This window comes from Nocardia sp. NPDC056611 (genome assembly GCF_042792755.1).
Lineage (GTDB): Bacteria > Actinomycetota > Actinomycetes > Mycobacteriales > Mycobacteriaceae > Nocardia.
Map to the genome: position 1 here is coordinate 42,557 of NZ_JBHTVV010000008.1, position 18,709 is coordinate 61,265.

General features: G+C 70.2%; 16 protein-coding genes and 1 riboswitch. Of the genes, 8 read left to right on the forward strand and 8 right to left on the reverse strand.

Annotated features, from left to right (window positions below):
- Nucleotide 1: 1 nt before the first annotated feature.
- The gene (gene hypF, locus ACFRAQ_RS32085) at nt 2-2,323 is read left to right on the forward strand and encodes a carbamoyltransferase HypF (RefSeq protein ID WP_379106367.1); all 2,322 of its coding nucleotides are present in this window, start codon (nt 2-4) and stop codon (nt 2,321-2,323) included.
- A gap of 20 nt (nt 2,324-2,343) precedes the next feature.
- On the opposite strand, the gene ACFRAQ_RS32090 is transcribed toward hypF, so the two are convergent.
- From ACFRAQ_RS32090 to bioB, 3 genes are all read right to left on the reverse strand, one after another.
- A complete protein-coding gene (locus ACFRAQ_RS32090) occupies nt 2,344-3,054 on the reverse strand; it encodes a DUF2567 domain-containing protein (RefSeq protein ID WP_379106369.1) in 711 nt (236 codons plus the stop codon).
- On the reverse strand, nt 3,054-3,269 hold the full coding sequence (locus ACFRAQ_RS32095) for a hypothetical protein (protein WP_213561023.1): 216 nt from the start codon (nt 3,267-3,269) through the stop codon (nt 3,054-3,056). The genes ACFRAQ_RS32090 and ACFRAQ_RS32095 overlap by 1 nt, the downstream gene beginning before the upstream one ends.
- A gap of 141 nt (nt 3,270-3,410) precedes the next feature.
- Complete coding sequence (gene bioB, locus ACFRAQ_RS32100) at nt 3,411-4,448, reverse strand: biotin synthase BioB (RefSeq protein WP_357095183.1); 1,038 nt, start codon at nt 4,446-4,448, stop codon at nt 3,411-3,413.
- Between the two features lie 110 nt (nt 4,449-4,558).
- Here bioB and ACFRAQ_RS32105 point away from each other — a divergent pair, with 110 nt between their 5' ends.
- The 4 genes from ACFRAQ_RS32105 to ACFRAQ_RS32120 all read left to right on the forward strand — a co-directional run bounded on the left by ACFRAQ_RS32105 (nt 4,559) and on the right by ACFRAQ_RS32120 (nt 8,521).
- Nucleotides 4,559-5,143 carry a TetR/AcrR family transcriptional regulator C-terminal domain-containing protein gene (locus ACFRAQ_RS32105; protein WP_379106372.1) on the forward strand — a complete coding sequence of 195 codons (585 nt, stop codon included), beginning with the start codon at nt 4,559-4,561 and terminating at the stop codon, nt 5,141-5,143.
- Between the two features lie 83 nt (nt 5,144-5,226).
- Nucleotides 5,227-5,361: riboswitch (cobalamin riboswitch) on the forward strand.
- Nucleotides 5,362-5,394: 33 nt separating this feature from the next.
- Nucleotides 5,395-6,426 (forward strand): FecCD family ABC transporter permease, encoded by a 1,032-nt coding sequence (locus tag ACFRAQ_RS32110; RefSeq protein WP_379106374.1) that lies wholly within the window; start codon nt 5,395-5,397, stop codon nt 6,424-6,426.
- Nucleotides 6,423-7,397, forward strand: a complete 975-nt coding sequence (locus ACFRAQ_RS32115) for an ABC transporter ATP-binding protein (RefSeq protein ID WP_379106376.1) — start codon at nt 6,423-6,425, stop codon at nt 7,395-7,397. Before ACFRAQ_RS32110 ends, ACFRAQ_RS32115 begins: the two co-directional genes overlap by 4 nt.
- 98 nt (nt 7,398-7,495) lie before the next feature.
- Nucleotides 7,496-8,521 carry an ABC transporter substrate-binding protein gene (locus ACFRAQ_RS32120; protein ID WP_379106644.1) on the forward strand — a complete coding sequence of 342 codons (1,026 nt, stop codon included), beginning with the start codon at nt 7,496-7,498 and terminating at the stop codon, nt 8,519-8,521.
- A 53-nt stretch (nt 8,522-8,574) separates the two neighbouring features.
- Here ACFRAQ_RS32120 and ACFRAQ_RS32125 read toward each other — a convergent pair whose 3' ends face one another.
- The 4 genes from ACFRAQ_RS32125 to ACFRAQ_RS32140 form a co-directional block, all read right to left on the reverse strand.
- Nucleotides 8,575-9,723: an alpha/beta fold hydrolase gene (locus ACFRAQ_RS32125; RefSeq protein ID WP_379106378.1), complete on the reverse strand. Its 1,149-nt coding sequence runs from the start codon at nt 9,721-9,723 to the stop codon at nt 8,575-8,577.
- A gap of 96 nt (nt 9,724-9,819) precedes the next feature.
- The gene (locus ACFRAQ_RS32130) at nt 9,820-10,287 is read right to left on the reverse strand and encodes an SRPBCC domain-containing protein (RefSeq protein WP_379106380.1); all 468 of its coding nucleotides are present in this window, start codon (nt 10,285-10,287) and stop codon (nt 9,820-9,822) included.
- Between the two features lie 194 nt (nt 10,288-10,481).
- A complete protein-coding gene (bioD, locus tag ACFRAQ_RS32135; protein WP_379106382.1) occupies nt 10,482-11,171 on the reverse strand; it encodes a dethiobiotin synthase in 690 nt (229 codons plus the stop codon).
- The gene (locus ACFRAQ_RS32140; RefSeq protein WP_379106384.1) at nt 11,168-12,322 is read right to left on the reverse strand and encodes an 8-amino-7-oxononanoate synthase; all 1,155 of its coding nucleotides are present in this window, start codon (nt 12,320-12,322) and stop codon (nt 11,168-11,170) included. The genes bioD and ACFRAQ_RS32140 overlap by 4 nt, the downstream gene beginning before the upstream one ends.
- 105 nt (nt 12,323-12,427) lie before the next feature.
- On the opposite strand from ACFRAQ_RS32140, the gene ACFRAQ_RS32145 reads away from it, so the two are divergent.
- The gene (locus tag ACFRAQ_RS32145; protein WP_379106386.1) at nt 12,428-12,721 is read left to right on the forward strand and encodes a hypothetical protein; all 294 of its coding nucleotides are present in this window, start codon (nt 12,428-12,430) and stop codon (nt 12,719-12,721) included.
- Nucleotides 12,722-12,750: 29 nt separating this feature from the next.
- Here ACFRAQ_RS32145 and ACFRAQ_RS32150 read toward each other — a convergent pair whose 3' ends face one another.
- Nucleotides 12,751-14,043, reverse strand: coding sequence for an adenosylmethionine--8-amino-7-oxononanoate transaminase (locus ACFRAQ_RS32150; RefSeq protein WP_379106646.1), 1,293 nt, complete (start codon nt 14,041-14,043; stop codon nt 12,751-12,753).
- Nucleotides 14,044-14,140: 97 nt separating this feature from the next.
- Between ACFRAQ_RS32150 and glgX the strand changes: the two genes are divergently transcribed.
- On the forward strand, nt 14,141-16,252 hold the full coding sequence (glgX, locus tag ACFRAQ_RS32155) for a glycogen debranching protein GlgX (RefSeq protein WP_379106388.1): 2,112 nt from the start codon (nt 14,141-14,143) through the stop codon (nt 16,250-16,252).
- A 56-nt stretch (nt 16,253-16,308) separates the two neighbouring features.
- Nucleotides 16,309-18,672 carry a malto-oligosyltrehalose synthase gene (treY, locus tag ACFRAQ_RS32160; protein WP_379106648.1) on the forward strand — a complete coding sequence of 788 codons (2,364 nt, stop codon included), beginning with the start codon at nt 16,309-16,311 and terminating at the stop codon, nt 18,670-18,672.
- Nucleotides 18,673-18,709: the final 37 nt, after the last annotated feature.

Consider the following 18,709-nt stretch of genomic DNA (forward strand, 5'->3'; position numbering starts at 1 on the left):
CATGACCGAACAAGCAACCTGGCAGATCAGGGTCACCGGTGTCGTTCAGGGCGTGGGCTATCGCCCGTTCGTCTACAAGCTCGCCCGCGAACGGCAATTGGCCGGATGGGTTCGCAATGATCCCGAGGGCGTGCTCATCGAGGCGAGCGGCTTCGAGTCCGTGCTGCGGCTGTTCAGCGAGGAATTGGCGAGCAAGGCTCCGGAACTGGCGAGGGTCGACAGCGTGGTCACCCTCGGCAGGTCGGCCGGACGGTCGGAGGCCACCGGCTTCGACATCGTGCACAGCGAGCACACCGGGGCGAAAGTGGCTCTGGTACCGGCCGATACGCACGTGTGCGCCGACTGCCTGGCCGAGCTGCGCGATCCGGCCGACCACCGTTATCGCTACCCGTTCATCAACTGCACGAACTGCGGTCCCCGGTATTCGATCATTCGCGCACTGCCCTACGACCGGTCGCAGACCACGATGCACTCCTTCGTCATGTGCGAGCGATGCGACCGCGAGTATCGGGATCCCATGAGCCGGCGCTTCCACGCTCAGCCCAATGCCTGTGCGGACTGCGGACCTCGCCTGTTCCTCGCCGACCGGCAGGGGACGGTCATCGAGGGCGAGGACGCATTGCGCCGATGCGCAAGGGAATTGACGGCGGGACGGGTCGCGGCGATCAAGAGCGTCGGCGGTTTCCACCTCGCCGTGGATGCGCGCAACGCCGAGTCGGTGGCCTTGCTGCGCGAGCGTAAGCGCCGGGATTCGAAACCCTTCGCCGTCATGGTCCGGGATCTGGCCACCGCTCATCGGATCGTGGAGTTGTCCGCGGCCGAGGAAGCGGTGCTGAGCTCGCCCGCACGGCCGATTCTGCTCGCGCGCAAGCGTTCCGGCACGGTGCCCGAGAACGTCGCCCCGAGGAATCCGAATCTGGGTCTGATGCTGCCCTCGGCGCCGCATCATCACCTGCTCCTGGACGAATCCGGCCTGGACACGGTGGTCATGACGAGCGGGAACCTCTCCGGCTATCCGATCGCCTATCGCAACCAGGACGCCCTCGGACAGCTCTTCGAGATCGCCGATGTGATCCTCTACCACGACCGTGAAATCGAGATCAGGGTCGACGATTCCGTGGTCCGGTTGTCCGCGCACCCCGAATTGGACGGCCCCCTGCTGACGTTCCTGCGCAGGGCGCGCGGATACGCGCCGTACCCGGTGGAGGTCGGGCGGCCGCTGACGCCACTGGTCGCCTACGGCGCCGAACTCAAGACGACGGTGGCCCTGTCCGCCGGTTCCCGGGTCTTCCTCAGCCAGCACATCGGCGACCTGAAGAACGACGAAACCTTTGCCTCGCACCGCAAGACGGCGGCGCACCTGGCATCGCTCTACGATCTGCGGCCCGCCGCAGGTGTTTACGACATGCACCCGCAGTTCCGCACCAGCAGTTCCCACGAAGGCATCGGTGAGCCGGGCGAGCCCGTGTTCGTCCAGCACCATCATGCCCATATGGCCGCGTGTATGGCGGAGAATCGGCTCACCGGGCAGGCCATCGGTGTGGTGTTCGACGGGGCCGGCTACGGCACCGACGGCGCCATCTGGGGCGGGGAATTCCTGGTGGGCGGTTTCGACAAGGTCGAGCGGGCAACCCATCTGCGGCGTCTGGCACTGATCGGCGGCGACCGAGCGGTCCACGAACCGATCCGGACCGCGGTATCGGTCGCCGTGGACACGTTCGGCGATATCGATACCGCCGTCAAGGCCTTCCCGGCGCTCGGCCGGCTCGAGCAGGAGCGTCGGCAGGTGTATTCGACAATGCGGGCGCGAGGCATCAACTCCCCCGAAGTGTCGAGCATGGGCCGGCTCTTCGACGCAGTGGCCGCCCTCCTGGACATCTGCTCATACGCCGAGTACGAAGCCCAGGGCCCGATCGAGTTGGAGGGCCTGCTCGAGCGCAACCTCGACATGGCCGATGGATACGAATTCGACTACACCACAACCGAAGTCGACTTCAGACCCGTCATCCGCGCCATCGCCGAAGACCTGGCCGCCGACCTACCCCTCCCCGAGATCAGCCGCCGATTCCACTCGAGTGTCGTCACCATGGTCCGCCGCCGGTGCCACGACATCTCCCGCCGAACCGGCATCCGCCGGGTGGTGCTCTCCGGCGGCGTCTTCCTCAACGAATTCCTCCAGATCAACTGCCTGACAACGCTCACCCGCGACGACTTCGAGGTCCACACCCACCGCCAAGTCCCCCCGAACGACGGCGGTCTGGCCCTGGGCCAACTGCTGGTCGCCGACTACCGGCACACCATCGGAAACGGCCGCCCGGGGTAATTCAGGCACCGCAGTACTGGTCAGCGGGGGGCGTCGGTTTCGGGGGCTTCGAAGGGGACGACCGGGCCGCGGGGCGCGAGAGGCTGGGGCGCAGCGGAATTGCCGGGGTACGGGCCGTAGAGGATGGCGGATCCGTATTGGGGCGGGGCGATGACGGCCGGTTCGGGACGCGGGCCGCCGAAGGGTAGATATTCGCCGGTGCCCAGATCGTCGGAGGTGCTCAAGGCGGCCAGCAGGAGGATCACGACGGCGGCGGCGAGCGGCTGGGCGATGAGGGCTGCCCAACCCTCCACGGAGGGAGCGAATTCCACGATGGTGTGAATGGGCGGATGGGTCGGCCGGACGTGACGCTGTTCGGCCACCGCCTCGCCGACCACCTTGGTGAGGAACGCGCCGACCGCGGAACCGAGGATGATGCCGGTCAGCAGGACCGGGCCCCGCACCCGCCGCCAGCGCCAGGCCGCGACCGTGCCGAGCACCCCGAGCACGATACCGATCAGCACGTAGATGGCGAGCGCGTCGAAACGGTGCAGGCTCTCACCGGTCAGGGCGGTGCCGCGGTCGGGTTCGACCACCAGCAGTTGTTCCGCCGGAGCGAGATACGCCCAGGCCACCCCGGCCAGGGCGCTCACCGCGGCGAGCGCGGCACACACCGCCGCCGCCGCACGCACTTCCCGCATCAATACCTCGACGCGTAGTCCGCCCGGCTCGGCGGCGAATGTGGCTGCCACTAGCGGTGTTCCAGGCTCGTGGAGTCGAGCACCCCGTGGCGCGAACACTTGGCCCACCAGCCGTCGGGGCTGACCTGCACGATCATGCGGCGACCGCATTGCTCACAGAAGCGCGGCGGCTCCAGGCCCAGGGCCGCAGCGGGGGGTACCGGATCGTCCAGCCCCGGCACGACTCGCTTGCCCGTGAAAGGGTTGTAGCGCTCCTCGATGTCCACGACCACCTCGATGGATCCTTCGCGTATCGAACTCGGCGGGTAGATCAGGTCCAGGGGACAGTCGGCCCCCGTACCCCTACCGTACGAGACGGGTTCGGGGCCTATGCCCCGAACCCCCTTTTTTATCTCAGTGGTTTTCGCTCAGAGGGTTTCGTTGAGCGCCTTGATCGGCATCTTCAGCTCGCCGAGCAGATCGATGTCGGACTCGGCCGGGCGGCCCAGGGTGGTCAGGTAGTTGCCGACGATGACGGCGTTGATGCCGCCGAGGATGCCCTGCTTGGCGCCCAGGTCGCCGAGGGTGATCTCGCGGCCGCCGGCGAAACGCAGGATGGTGCGCGGCATGGCGAGGCGGAAGGCGGCGACGGCGCGCAGCGCGTCGGCGGCCGGGAGCACCTCGAGGTCACCGAAGGGGGTGCCCGGGCGCGGGTTGAGGAAGTTCAGCGGCACCTCGTCGGGCTCCAGCGAGGCCAGGTCGGCCGCGAATTCCGCGCGCTGCTCCAGGGATTCGCCCATGCCGAGGATGCCGCCGCAGCAGACCTCCATACCGGCCTCGCGCACCATGCGCAGGGTCTCCCAGCGCTCGTCGTAGGTGTGGGTGGTGACCACGTTCGGGAAGTGCGAGCGCGCGGTCTCCAGGTTGTGGTTGTAGCGGTGCACGCCCATGGCGGCCAGCTGGTCCACCTGCTCCTGGTTCAGCATGCCCAGCGAGCAGGCGACCTGGATGTCGACCTCGTTGCGGATGGCCTCGACGCCGGCGGCGACCTGCGCCATCAGGCGCTCGTCCGGACCGCGCACCGCGGCCACGATGCAGAACTCGGTGGCGCCGGTCTTGGCGGTCTGCTTGGCCGCCTCCACCAGCGAGGGGATGTCGAGCCAGGCGGCGCGCACGGGCGACTGGAAAAGGCCGGACTGCGAACAGAAGTGGCAGTCCTCGGGGCAACCGCCGGTCTTGAGCGAGATGATGCCCTCGACCTCGACCTCGGGGCCGCACCACTTCATGCGGACGTCGTGCGCCAGGCCGAGCAGCTCCTCGAGCCGCTCGTCGCCGAGCCGCAGGACCGCGAGGGTCTGCTCCTGGGTCAGGCCGACGCCGCGCTCGAGCACCTGCTCGCGAGCGATGGCGAGAATGTCATCGCCTGCGTTGGTACCGGCTTCGGTGGTGACGGCTACCTGGGTCATGTCCGCGGGAATCCCTTCGTCCGGCCGTGTGACCGAGCAACTTGAACGGTGTTCAGGGTAGGCTAGCAGCCCGGAACGTGAGCCGGAACACGAGAGGGTCGGAATCTTCAGTGCAACTCCATCGCACGGACGTGGTCGACGGGGCCATCGCCATTCTCGACCAGTACGGGCTGGCGGATCTCACCATGCGCCGCCTGGCCACCTCGCTGCACGTCCAACCCGGTGCGCTGTACTGGCACTTCCCCAACAAACAGGCGCTGCTCGGCGCGGTCGCCGACCGCATTCTCGCGCCCATGGACGAACCGGTCCGGGCCGAGGAATGGTCCAAGCAGATGGCCGAACTCGCGCACCGGCTGCGCGAGAGCCTGCTCGCCTACCGCGACGGGGCCGAACTGGTCTCGGCCACCTACGCGTCCCGCCTCACCACCAGCAAGGGCCGGGAACGACTGGCCAGCGCCGCGATTCGCGCGGGCATGACGCGCGAGGAGGCCGAACTGGCCGCCTACACGCTGCTGTACTACGTGCTCGGGCAGACGGTGGACGAGCAGTCGCGCATCCAGATGGATTCCGCGGGCGCGCTCACCGAGGAGAACTCGCCGCTGTACGACATGCCCGACGCCACCGCGCGATTCGACTTCGGGTTGCAGCTGTTCGTGAGCGGCGTGCGGCATCTGCTCGGTTCGCGAATCCGCTGATACGCGCGATCGACCGCGAATCGAGTTTCGGCGCAGGCGGATCGGGGCCGGACCCCGGGATGTACCGACCAGTCGGAACCGGCGAAGGTTCCGGACGGTAGGGTTCCCCTCGTCGATATCGGCGGGTGCGGGAATCCGGTGGGAATCCGGAGCGGTCGCGCCACTGTGAGCACCGGATCCCGGTGCGAGTCAGACCTCCCCCGCCGCGCAACACTCTGGAGAGGCCGCGTCATGCCCGAGGAGCTACCGCGATGAGCCGCGCGCGGACCTCGCTCGCCCTGCCCGTCATGGGGGCGCTGCTGGTCGTGGCCATGATCGTCGCGACGGGCTTCGGCGCGGAGACGATCCCGGTGCGCGAGGTGCTCGGAGTCCTGCGCGACCGGCTGACCGGGACCGCGCACAGCGATCTGGGGCTCGACACCATCGTGTGGCAATTGCGCGTGCCGCGAACCGTTCTCGCCGCCATCGTCGGCGCGGGCCTGGCGGTCGCCGGGGCGGCCATGCAGACCCTGGTCCGCAATCCCCTCGCCGACCCCTACCTGCTGGGCGTCTCCTCGGGCGCGGGCGTCGGCGCGGCGGCGGTCATCACCTCCGGGGTGTTCGCCGGAGCCGGACTCTGGGCGCTCTCGGCGGGCGCGCTCGCCGGGGCCTTCGCCGCCGCGGCCGCGGTGTTCCTCATCGCCGTGGCCCAAGGCGGCCTCACGCCACTGCGTCTCGTGCTCACCGGCACGGTGCTGGGCTCGGCCTTCGCCGCCTTCAGCAGCTACCTGATCTTCCGCAGCAGTGACCCGTCCGCCGCGCAGTCGGTGCTGTTCTGGCTGCTCGGCAGCCTCTCCGGCGCGGACTGGACCCGAATCCTGTTGCCCGGCTGCGTGGTCGCGGCCTGCCTGACGGCCCTGCTGCTCGCCGCCAACTGGCTCGACGCGCTGAACCTGGGCCCGGACACGGCCGCTTCCATCGGAGTTCCGGTGCGCGAGTTGCGCATCGCCCTCTTCGTCCTGCTCGCGGTCCTGGTCGGCGTCCTGGTCGCGGTCTCCGGCGGCATCGGCTTCGTCGGCCTGGTGGTCCCGCACGCCGCCCGCCTGCTGGTCGGGCCGCGCCACCGCGTCCTACTGCCCGCGAGCGCCCTGTGCGGCGCCACCTTCCTGGTCGTCGCCGACGCCGCCACCCGAGTCCTGGTCCGCCCCACCGAGATCCCGGTCGGCGTCCTCACCGGACTCATCGGAGCCCCCGCCTTCCTGCTCCTCATGGGCCGCCGCACCTACCGATTCGGCACCGCATGAGGCCCGGCCACCCGGACAACGCCGCTCCGGAGACCTCCGAGGCCATCGCCGCAGCGGACCACCGCGACGCGCTCACGACGAGCGGGCCGAGCAGCCGCGACCTCCCGGCCCCGAATGCCCTGGCGCCACGACAGCGCCGGCGTGGGTGGCGGAACAGCGCGATGCGGCGACACCACCCGGCCGCGGAGAGCCCCGGCGCGCTCCAGGTGGCAGCGCTGGCCTGCGCGGCGGGGCGACGCACGGTTGTCACGGACGTCGACTTCACGGTGTCACCGGGCGAAACGGTGGGTATCGTCGGGCCGAACGGTGCGGGCAAGACCACGCTGTTGCGGACGCTGGCGGGTTTGATCACGCCCGCCGCGGGCGAGGTCGTGGTGGATGGCCGTCCGGTGCACCAGGTTTCGGCCCGGGAGCGGGCCCGGCTGGTGGGTCTGGTCGGGCAGGACGAGGTGCCGCCCACCGATCTGCTGGTCGGTGAGCTGGTGGCACTGGGCCGAACGCCGTATCTGCCGCCGTGGGGTGCGGGCGGCCCGGGCGAACGGGCGGCCGTCGAACGGGCATTGCGCCAGGTGGATCTGGCCGGGTTCGAGGGACGCGCGGTGGGGCGGTTGTCGGGCGGCGAACGGCAGCGGGTGCTGCTGGCGCGGGCGCTGGCGCAGGACACGCCGGTGCTGCTGCTGGACGAGCCGACCAATCATCTGGACATCACCCATCAGCTCGAATTGCTGGCGCTGACCAGGGAATTGGCGCGGACCGTGGTGATGAGCCTGCACGATCTCACCCTCGCGGACCGGTTCTGCGATCGGGTGCTGGTGCTGGACGCGGGCCGGGCGCGCCCCCTGGAACCTCCCGGCGCGGCGCTGCGCCCCGAAGTACTCGCCGAGGTGTTCGGCGTACTGGCACGCCGGGTGCCCGACCCGGACTCGGGCGGCACGCACCTCGTGATCACCGGACGAAAGGCGAACTCGTGAACAAGATCCCGGCACGCACCATCCGAACCGATGCGGCACACGCGGCGCGCGGGGTTCGTCACGACCGGGCGGGCGGCGACCGGCGCCGGACTTCGGCCGTGGTCGCCCGCGGCGCCCGGCGAGCGCTCGCGGTGGCGGCCGTCGCCGGGGCGCTCGCCGCGTGCGGGTCGCCGCAGGCCGCGACCGGCAATCTGACGGTGCGCAATTGCGGTGTGGACCAGCAGTTTCCATCGCCCGCGCAGCGGATGTTCGTCAACGACGGGAATCTGATCTCCATGGTGCTCGCGCTGGGGGCGGCGGAGCAGACCGTCGCGGTATCGAGCCTGAAGCGGGACGCCGACACGCTGCGCAAGCATTACGGGGACGGAGTGGATCGGCTGAATTCGGTCGCGCCGGACTATCCCTCGCGGGAGACGGTACTCGCGCAGCGGCCGGACGTGATGGTGGCGGGCTGGAACTACGGGTACTCGGAGTCGGCGAATCTGACGCCGGAATCGTTGCGGGCGGCCGGGGTCGCGCCGTACGTGCTCACCGAGAGCTGCCGCCGGCCCGGCGGCGAGCGGGGCGTGGTGGACGCCTGGACCGCGCTGCGCACGGATCTGACCGCGCTGGGCGCGATCACCGGTCGCGCGGACCAGGCCGCGCGGGTCACCGGGGATCTGGATCGACGACTGTCCACGCTCCTGGCCGCGCCGCAGCCGGAGCGGCGGCCGACGGTGTTCCTGTTCGACAGCGCCTCCGACACCGTCTTCTCCAGCGGGCAATACGGTGCGCCGCAGGCGATCCTGGAGGCGGCGGGCGCGCGCAACGCTCTCTCGGATGTGGCCGACACCTGGACGGCGGTGTCGTGGGAGCGGCTGGCGGCGGCCGACCCGGACGCCATCGTGTTCGTCGACTATCCGCCGCAGACCTTCCAGCAGAAGGTGGATCTGCTGCGCGGCAAGCCGGGCATCCAGAATCTGCGGGCGGTCACACAGGGCCGGTTCCTGAACCTGCCGTACGCGCTGTGGACCAGCGGGCCGTTGAACATCGACGCCGCCGAGCAGGTGCGGGCGCGGCTGGAACGCTGGAACCTGGTGCCCGCCTCGGGAATTCGTCCGGCCGCCGACGACGCGGTGCGCTAGGCCGACCACGCCGATCGCTGAGCCGACCACGCGGCACGTCGACGCCGATCGGCTCAGTGGCCGGCCGCGGCCGCCCCGGACTGCTCCCGCCACAGCTGCCGCACGAACGGCACCACCTGCTGGTCGATGACGGTGTTGTACTCCTGCGGCCGTTCGATCGGGTTGGCGTGCCCCGTGGTTCGTGTGGTCACCACCAGCAGGGTCCCGCGCACCCCGCCGACCCGGTCGATGAGCACCTGGTGCGAGTACTCGACGTCCACCACCGGATCGTCGTACGGGTCGTGCGGCCGGATGAACACGATGGCCGGGCGGGGTTTGCCCGCCGCGGGTTTGGCCAGCGCCCGCAGGTCGTCGACCGCGCCGCCCGCCACGATGGCCTTGAACTGCGCCTCGATCAGCCCGTTGCTGGCGGCGTCGGTATTGAGGATCTTGGACCGCAGCACGTCGTCGACCGCGCGCCGGAGCTCGCCGCCGCGGATCACGTAGCGCCCGCCGACGAAACGGTCATGGCGCGCATACACTTCCACGACCAGCCGCAGCATCCGGCTCTCCCGCGCCCCGGGCACCCAGCCCATCCAGCGCAGCATCTCCTCGCCCTGGTCGCGGCTCTCGGGCCGCACCGCGTTCAGATCCACCGGCGTGCAGTCCAGGATCACCGCCCGCACCCGGGTGCCGCTGTCCTCGTGCAGGTGCTTGGCGATCTCGAGCGCGATGACCCCGCCCATGCTGTGCCCGGCCAGCACCACGTTCGGCACCTTGGCGGCGTCGGTCACCTTCACGATGAGATCCGCGATCACCTTGGTGTCGATACCGGTGTTGTCGTAGCGGACCGCCCACACCGATCCCAGCCGCGACAGCGACGGCAGCGCCCGCGCGGTGTCCCCGGCGTCGAGCACGCCCAGCCCGACCAGATCGAAGACGGCGGTGTCGGTGGCCTGCAGTTCCGCGGGCGCGGCGATGGGCAGCACCGACGGTTCGGTGCGGGCCAGCCGATCCTGTTCGGGCAGCACGTCCAGGCCGATGTACTCGACGAACGCACCCAGCGCGACCAGCGGAACCAGGCCCAGTCGCAGGGCCAGCAGCCGGGCCCGCCGGAAGCGTCCCCAGCGCGCGCCGAGCCGGGTGGACCGCAGCCGGGCGCGCCGTCGCCGATCGTCGTACTCGGCGGCGCCGGACGGATGCGGGAATCCCGGCAGGGCCATCAATCCACTGTACGAATTTCCGGCTCGTCATCCAGGCTTGTGCCGCGCGTCATCTGCTGATAACGCGTGCTTCACCCGCGCGTGCCGCGGCGTGGATCAGTGTCCCTCGGCGCGTTCGGCGAGGGTGGCGAGATTGTGCAGGGCCGTGCGGAAGCCGACCTCGTTGTCCTCCGGGGACAGCCCCGGGGGCAGATTGTCGTGCTGAGCGGTGACGCGGGTGCCGCCGGGCGCGTCGTCGAGGGTGTAGGTGACCGTCATCTCGCCGGTCAGTTCCGGATTGTCGGTCTCGAACTCGATGGTCTGCACCACCTCGCGGTCGGGGACGACGCGGGCGAAGACCCCGTGGAAGGTGTCGGTGTGCGGGCTCGTCTTGCCGGCCTCGGTGGGCAGGTCGTAGGTCAGTGAGATGCGGAACCGCCCGCCGACGCGGGCATCGAATTCGTGGACGCGGCTGGTCATTCCGTCGGGCACCATCCAGGTCCGCACCGAATGCGCGTCCAGGAGGGCGCGGAAAACGCTGGGACGCGGAGCACCGACGAACTTCTCGACTCGAGTGGAAGGCACGGGCGCCACCCTACGCCCGATGTGACCAAGATCACGACAGCCCCGGCGCATCCGCGCCCGCGTCCTCCGGCACGACCGGCAGCGTGCGGGTGGCCAGGGTGCCGCCGCCGGGCGCGGGAACCGGTGTCACCGAACCGGAATGGACCGCGGCCGCCCACGCTCGTGAGGAATTCGTCAGTCCGGGCGGCCACCGGTCAGGGTCGCAGATACCGATCGGTCCAGTCCGCGTCGAACCAGCCGGGCGCGGCCGAGGTGAACTCGGGTCGGTCCCAGGCACCGCTTCCGGCGGGCAGCGAACCGACCAGGTCGACGCCGGTGACGGCGGGCAGATCGGTGCGATTGCATTCGGAGGCGAGATCGGGTGCGGCGGGCCAGGATCCGATGACCAGGCCCGCGCAGTCGACGCCCGCCGCGGCCAGCGTGCGGGTGGTCAGTTCGCTGTGATTGAGGGTGCCCAGCCCGGCGGCGGCCACCAGCAGGACGGGGGCGCTCATCTTCTGGGCCAGGTCCAGCAGGGTGAACTCGCCCATACGCACCAGCAGCCCGCCGGCGCCCTCGACCAGGATCAGGTCGGCGTCGGCGCAGGACTCGATCCCGGCGACCGTCTCGGCCAGGGTGAGCAACGGCTGACCGCAGCGGCGCGCGGCGGTGTCGGGAGCCAGCGGGTCGGGATAGCGCGCGAATTCGAGGGTGCGGGTCACGCCGCTGAGCCGGGTGATGTCGGCCAGGTCGCCGGGTTCGCCGGGCGCCATGCCGGTCTGCGCGGGCTTGACCACCGCGACCTCGGCCCCGGCGGCGCGGGCGGTCGCCGCCAGCGCGGCGGTCACGATGGTCTTGCCGACATCGGTCGAGGTGCCGGTGACGAACAGCAGTGTCGCGGTCATACCGAAACGGCCTCCCGCCCACGGGCTTCGGCCAGGACCTCGCCGAGAACGGTGGCGATGGTGGCCAATTCGGCCTCGGTGAGATCGGCACGCGCGGTCAGGCGCAGGCGCGAGGTGCCCTCGGGCACCGACGGGGGGCGGAAGCAGCCGACGCTGAGGCCGCGCGCACGGCAGGCCTGGGCGGCGTCGAAGGCGACCTGCGCCTCGCCGAGCACGACGGAGACGACCGCCGACTCCGGGTGCCCGACACCGGCGATGCGGGCCAGGTCGGCGGCGCGGTCGAGGACCCGCTGGGCCATCTCGGGCTCGCGGCGCAGCAGTCCCAGCGCCGCGCGGGCCGCGCCGACGGCGGCCGGAGCCAGGCCGGTGTCGAAGATGAAGGTGCGGGCCGCGTCGATCAGATGCGCGCGCACCCGCTCGCTCGCCAGCACCACACCGCCTTGCGCGGCAAAGGCTTTGGAGAGGGTCGCGGTGATGATCAGGTCCGGTTCCCCGGCCAGCCCGCACTCGTGCACCAGGCCGCGGCCGCCGTCGCCGCGCACACCCAGTCCGTGCGCCTCGTCCACGATCAGGACCGCGCCGTTGGCCCGGGTGACGCGATGCAGTTCGGTCAGCGGCGCCAGGTCGCCGTCGGCACTGAACACCGAATCGGTGAGCACCAGCGCGCGTTCCTCGGTGCGCTGCGCCAGCAGCCGATCCACGGCCGCGGGATCCTTGTGCGCCGCGATCTCCACCCGTGCCCGCGACAACCGGCAGGCGTCCACCAGGGAGGCGTGACTGCCCTCGTCCGAAACCACCAGCGCCCCACGTCCGGCCAGCGCGGTGACCACGCCGAGGTTGGCGGCGTAGCCGGAGGCGAACACCAATCCGGCTTCCGCGCCCACGAATTCGGCGAGTTCGCGTTCGAGCTGCTCGTGTTCGACGGTGGTCCCGGTGACCAGTCGCGAACCGGTGGAGCCGGTGCCCCAGTACCGCACCGAGGCGACCGAGCCCTCGACGACCTCGGGGTGGCGCACGAGCCCGAGGTAGTCGTTGGAGGCCAGGTCGATGCTCGCCGCGTCGGAGGTGCGGGGTCGCAGTTCACGGCGCAGCCCCGCGTCCACGCGTTCGGCGGCGCGGGTGTCGAGCCAGCTCAAGGGATCGGCAGTCACAGCTCGGAAGCATACTTGAACGCCGTTCAGGAGGCCATGGGTGTCGGTGGACGGCGCTATGCTGGAGGATCGTAAGGAGGCTGCGCGATGCCACGATGGGCAATAGTGGTCGAGCAGACGACCGGCTTCGGCGACTCCAAAACCTGGAGTCCGAAGATCCTCACCGAGGTGGTGGGAACCCGCGAACAAGCTCTCGCCAAGGTCCCTGACCTCGTCTCGAAATTCATTCCCGATCATCCGAAGTTGATCAGCCGCCGCACGATTCTGCGCGACGGCGACACCTTCATGCTGATCGCACGTGGCTGGTCCGATGACTATCACTGCGTGTTCAAGGTCTGGGAAGTCCTGTCAGACAGCGACAATGCAGACAAAGCACGCGAGAAACGGGTCAACCGCTAGGAATTCGGCATCCCGGCGGTCGTTCAGGATCAGGCCGCGGCAGCCGCGAGCATGGCGGCGGTGATCCGGCGGACGTCCTCCGAGGTGCTGATGAACGGGGGCATGGCATAGACCAGGTTGCGGAAGGGCCGCAGCCAGGCTCCCGCGTCGACGGCGGCGTGCGTCGCCGCGCGCATGTCCACCGGGTGATCGAGCTCGATCACCCCGATGGCACCGCGCACCCGCACGTCGGCGACGCCGGGCAGGTCCCGCGCCGGGGCCAGACCGGAGTTCAGCTCGGCCTCGATCCGGGTGACCTCGCCCCGCCAGTCGCGCGAGAGCAGCAGTTCGATCGAGGCGACCGCCACCGCGCAGGCGAGGGGGTTGCCCATGAAGGTCGGGCCGTGCATGAGACCGCCGTGCGAGCGGCTGATGGCCTCGGCGATCTCCGTCGTGGTCAGGGCGGCGGCCAGGGTCAGGTAGCCGCCGGTGATGGCCTTGCCGACGCACATCACGTCGGGGCGGACGCCGGCCTGGTCGGCGGCGAAAAGTGTTCCGGTGCGGCCGAATCCGGTGGCGATCTCGTCGAAGACCAGCAGGACGTCGTGTTCGTCGCAGAGGCGGCGCAGTTCGGTCAGGTAGCGCGGGTCGTGAAAACGCATGCCGCCCGCGCCCTGCACCACGGGTTCCACGATGACGGCGGCCAATTCGTGGGCGTGCTCGGCGATGGTCCGTTCCAGTTCGGCGACGTACTCCGGCCGGAAGTCCGCGGGGGGCGCGCTCGCGAAGATCTGCGGGACCAGCACGTCCGACCACAGCGAGTGCATGCCGCCCTCCGGGTCGCACACGCTCATGGGGGTGAACGTGTCGCCGTGGTAGCCGCCGCGCCAGGTCATCAGCCGATGCTTCCCGGGCCGGCCCAGCGCGCGCTGATACTGCAGGCACATCTTCACCGCGACCTCGACCGACACCGAGCCGGAGTCGCAGAGGAACACCTTGTCCAGCCCCTCGGGGGTGAGCTCGACCAGCAGTCGCGAGAGCCGCACGGCGGGTTCGTGGGTGAGCCCGCCGAACATGACGTGACTCATCCTGCGCGACTGCGCCAGCAGCGCCGCGTCCAGCACCGGGTGCTGGTACCCGTGCACGGCCGCCCACCAGGAACTCATGCCGTCCACCAGTTCCCGGCCGTCGGCCAGGGTGAGCCGGGTGCCCGACGCCGAGGCCACCACCAGGGGTTCGGTGCCGGCCGGGAAGCCGCCGTAGGGATGCCACACGTGGGCGGCGTCGAGGGCGGTGATCTCGGCGGGCGACAGCGCGGCCGATGCCGTCAGGGGGTCGGTCAATGCCACAGGTGGTCCTTCGAGCAGCGGGCTTGAACGGTGTTCAAGTTACCAGAACCGCCGCACGACCCGGCAGGCGCGGGCCGATAGGGTTCCCGGTATGGCTCCCGCGACTCCCGGCACCACCGGGCTCGGTGTCTGGCCGGGGACCGCCTACCCCCTGGGCGCGACCTACGACGGCGCCGGGACGAACTTCTCCGTGTTCTCCGAGGTGGCCCGGCGGGTGGAGCTGTGTCTCATCGACGCCGAGCACCGGGAGACCCGGATCGAGCTCGAGGAGGTCGACGGGTACGTCTGGCACGCCTACCTGCCCGGGATCGGCCCCGGGCAGCGCTACGGATTCCGGGTGCACGGCCCCTTCGAACCGGCCGAGGGCCTGCGCTGCGATCCGAGCAAACTGCTGCTCGACCCGTACGGCAAGGCGTTCGAGGGCGACTTCGGCACCGCCATCGCGCCCTACAACTACGGGCAGAACTCGCTCGGGCACACCATGACCGGGGTGGTCATCGACCCCTGGTTCGACTGGGCCGACGACCGCGCGCCGAAACGGCCGTACCACGAGACGGTCATCTACGAGGCGCACGTGAAGGGCATGACCGTCACCCACCCCGAGGTGCCGCCGGAGCTGCGCGGCACCTTCGCGGGCATGGCGCACCCCGCGATCATCGACCACCTGCGCGGGCTCGGCGTCACCGCCGTGGAACTCATGCCGGTGCACCAGTTCCTCGACGACCGCATCCTGCTCGACCGGGGACTGCGGAACTATTGGGGCTACAACAGTTTCGGCTACTTCGCACCGCACCGGGGCTACGCCGCCGGCGCCTCCCCCGCCGCCGCGGTCACCGAATTCAAGGCCATGGTGCGCGCCTTCCACGCCGCGGGCATCGAGGTGATCCTCGACGTGGTCTACAACCACACCGCCGAGGGCAACGAGTTCGGGCCGACCCTCAGCTTCCGCGGCCTCGACAATGCCGCGTACTACCGTCTGGTGGACGACGATCCGCAGCACTACATGGACTACACCGGCACCGGCAACAGCTTCAACATGCGGCATCCGCACGCGTTGCAGCTGATCATGGATTCGCTGCGGTACTGGGTGCTCGACATGCACGTGGACGGCTTCCGATTCGACCTGGCCGCCACCCTGGCGCGCGAATTGCACGACGTGGACCGGCTTTCCACCTTCTTCGACCTGGTGCATCAGGATCCGGTGGTGAGTCAGGTCAAGCTGATCGCCGAACCCTGGGATGTCGGGGAGGGCGGCTATCAGGTCGGCAACTTCCCGGTCGCCTGGACCGAATGGAACGGCAAATACCGTGACACCGTGCGGGATTACTGGCGCGGGCAACCGGCCACCCTGGGCGAGTTCGCGTCCCGGCTCACCGGCTCCTCGGACCTGTACGAGGCGACCGGCCGCCGGCCCAGCGCCAGCATCAACTTCGTCACCGCGCACGACGGGTTCACCCTCGCGGACCTGGTGTCCTACAACGAGAAACACAATGACGCCAACGGCGAGGGCAACCACGACGGCGAAACCTACAATCGCTCCTGGAACTGCGGCGTCGAAGGCCCCACCGACGACCCGGAGATCCTGACCCTGCGGGCCCGGCAGCGCCGCAACCTGCTCGCCACCCTGATGCTCTCGCAGGGCACCCCGATGTTGTTGCACGGCGACGAGTTCGGCCGCACCCAGCACGGCAACAACAATGTCTACTGTCAGGATTCGCCGCTGTCGTGGATGGACTGGACTCGCATGGACACTGAGGCCGAGCTGCTCGAATTCACCAGGCGCACCATCGCCCTGCGCGCGGCGCACCCGGTGTTCCGGCGGCGGCGCTTCTTCGATCCCGCGCCCGCGCCGGACGGGCTCGGTGACATCGCCTGGTTCACCCCCGGCGGCGCGGCCATGACCGACGCCCACTGGGAGACCGGTTTCGCGCGCTCGCTCGCGGTGTTCCTCAACGGCGACGGCATCGGCGAACCGGGCCCGCGCGGACAGCGCGTCACCGACGACTCGTTCCTGCTGTGCTTCAACGCCCACGACGAGGCCCTCGACTTCACCCTGCCCGACGCCCGGCACGGCGACACCTGGATGGTGGCGCTGGACTGCTCCACCCCGACCGGCGAACCGGCAGGCAGCGACCCTCACGGCGCGTCGTCCACGCTGCAAGTGCCCGCACGCTGTCTCGTCGTGCTGCGCCGTACGGCATGATCGGTAGCGACATGACCAGCTCGCCCGAACACACCACCGGACCCATCGCCCGCCAGATGCCCGTGCGCAGCACCTACCGCCTGCAGCTGCGGCCCGACGCGCTAACCTTCGCCGACGCGCGCGGTATCGCCGAATACCTGCAACAGCTGGGCATTTCGCACCTGTACCTGTCGCCCGTCATGAGCGCGGCCCGCGGCTCCACCCACGGCTACGACGTCACCGACCCGACCACGGTGTCGGCGGGACTGGGCGGGCCGACCGGGCTCAAGGCGCTCGCCGACGAGGTGCGCAGCCGCGGTATGGGGCTCATCGTCGACCTGGTGCCCAACCACGTGTCGGTGGCCGATCCGCGGCAGAACCAGTGGTGGTGGGAGGTGCTGCGAGACGGCAAGGACTCGCCCTACGCCACCTGGTTCGACATCGACTGGACGTCCGGCAACGGCGCGGGCGGGCGGATCGCGCTGCCGGTGCTGGCCGGGGAGAACGATCCGGCCGCGCTGACCGTGGACCGATCCGGGCCCGAACCCATGCTGGCGCTGCACGATATGCGCTTCCCCATCGCCCCGGGCACCGACGGCGAGAACGCGCTGCGCATCCACGACAAACAGCACTATCGGCTGGTCAACTGGAAATCCGGGCTGTGCGGGTACCGGCGCTACTTCACCGTCGGCGGGCTGGCCGCGCTGCGCCAGGAGGACCCGGCGGTCTTCGAGGCCACCCACCGCGAACTGGCCGCCTGGTGCGAGCACGACCTCATCGACGGTGTGCGCGTGGACCATCCCGACGGGCTCGCCGAACCCGCGCAGTACCTGCGGCGATTGCGGCAGCTGATCGGGCCGCAGCGGCTGCTGCTGGTGGAGAAGGTGCTCTCCAACCGTGAGCCCCTCGACGCCACGCTGCCCATCGACGGCACCACCGGCTACGACGCGCTCGCCGACATCGGCGGGGTGCTCATCGACCCGGACGGGGAGAAGCAGCTCACCGATCTGTCGCGGCAGTTCACCGGCCACGGCAGCGACCGGGCCTGGTTCACCGAGCAGGAGCATCGGATTCGCCGCGCGGTCGCCGAGACCATGCTGGTGCCGGAGGTGCGGCGGCTGGTGGCGGCGGTCAAACGCGATGCCCGCGCCGACGTGTTCGACACCATGGCGCTCACCAACGCCGCCATCGAGGTGCTGTCGTTCATGCCGGTGTACCGCACCGACTACGCGCCGCTGGCCGGGATGGTCGGCGCGGTGGTCGCGGAGGTGACGCGCCGCAATGCCGAACTCACCGCGCCGCTGCAGGTGCTGGTGACCGCGCTCGCCGTGGGTGGCGAGGCCGCCACCCGCTTCCACCAGGTGGGCGGGGCGATGAGCGCGAAAGCGGTGGAGGACACCATGTTCTACCGCGCCGCCCGGCTGGTGTCGCTGCAGGAGATGGGCGCCGATCCGGCCCGGTTCGGCTGCTCCCCCATCGAATTCCATCTCGCCAACGCCGAGCGCGCCGCCCGCTGGCCCGCGACCATGACCGCGCTGTCCACCCACGACACCAAGCGCGGCGAGGACGTGCGCGCCCGCATCGGCATGCTCTCGCAGGTGCCCGACATCTGGGCGCGGTCGGTCAGCACCTGGGAGGAGATCGCGCCCGGGCCCGACGGCGCGACCACACTGTTCCTGCTGCAGAACATGTTCGGCGTGTGGCCCGCCGACGGACGGCCGGCCGCGAGCGTGCCCGGGCTGCGGGAACGGCTGCACCAGTTCGCGGAGAAGGCGGTCCGCGAGGCGGGCACCCAGTCCTCGTGGGAGGAACCCGATATCGAGTTCGAGACGGCGGTGCACCGTTGGATCGACTCAGTCATCGACGGACCGGTCGGCTCGGAACTCGGGGAATTCGTCAACGATCTCGCCATCCACGCCTGGACCGACTCCCTGGCCCAGAAGCTGCTGCAGCTGTGCGGCCCCGGCATCCCCGACATCTACCAGGGCTGCGAACTGTGGGAGGACTCGCTCGTCGACCCCGACAACCGCCGCCCGGTCGACTTCACCCACCGCTCCCTGCTGCTCCAATCCCTCACCGGCACCCCCGATCTCGACCCCACCGGCGCGGTCAAGATGTGGATCGCCGCCTACGCGCTGTGGCTGCGCCGCGAACGCCCCGACTGCTTCGTCGGCGGCACCTACACCCCCCTCTTCGCCTCGGGCGACCGCGACCACCACCTGCTCTCCTACGCCCGCGGCCGCACCGGCGAAACCCCCGAGATCATCGTCGCCGTCACCCGCCACAGCATCCGCCTCGACGAGGCCGGCGGCTGGGGCGACACGGTCCTCGACCTCCCCCAAGGCCACTGGACCGACCGCCTCACCGGCCACACCTTCTCCGGCCGCGCCCGCCTGGAAAAACTCTTCGCCCGGCTGCCGGTCGCCCTGCTGGTGCGCTGACACCCGACCCACCCAGCTACCGCGAGAACCGCGGCGG

Excerpts from the sequence above, each read along its gene's own strand:
- hypF (WP_379106367.1), top strand. The coding sequence starts at position 2 with ATGACCGAACAAGCAACCTGGCAGATCAGGGTCACCGGTGTCGTTCAG.
- bioB (WP_357095183.1), bottom strand. The coding sequence starts at position 4,448 with ATGACCCAGGTAGCCGTCACCACCGAAGCCGGTACCAACGCAGGCGAT.
- ACFRAQ_RS32110 (WP_379106374.1), top strand. The coding sequence starts at position 5,395 with ATGAGCCGCGCGCGGACCTCGCTCGCCCTGCCCGTCATGGGGGCGCTG.
- ACFRAQ_RS32115 (WP_379106376.1), top strand. The coding sequence starts at position 6,423 with ATGAGGCCCGGCCACCCGGACAACGCCGCTCCGGAGACCTCCGAGGCC.
- ACFRAQ_RS32125 (WP_379106378.1), bottom strand. The coding sequence starts at position 9,723 with ATGGCCCTGCCGGGATTCCCGCATCCGTCCGGCGCCGCCGAGTACGAC.
- bioD (WP_379106382.1), bottom strand. The coding sequence starts at position 11,171 with ATGACCGCGACACTGCTGTTCGTCACCGGCACCTCGACCGATGTCGGC.
- glgX (WP_379106388.1), top strand. The coding sequence starts at position 14,141 with ATGGCTCCCGCGACTCCCGGCACCACCGGGCTCGGTGTCTGGCCGGGG.
- treY (WP_379106648.1), top strand. The coding sequence starts at position 16,309 with ATGCCCGTGCGCAGCACCTACCGCCTGCAGCTGCGGCCCGACGCGCTA.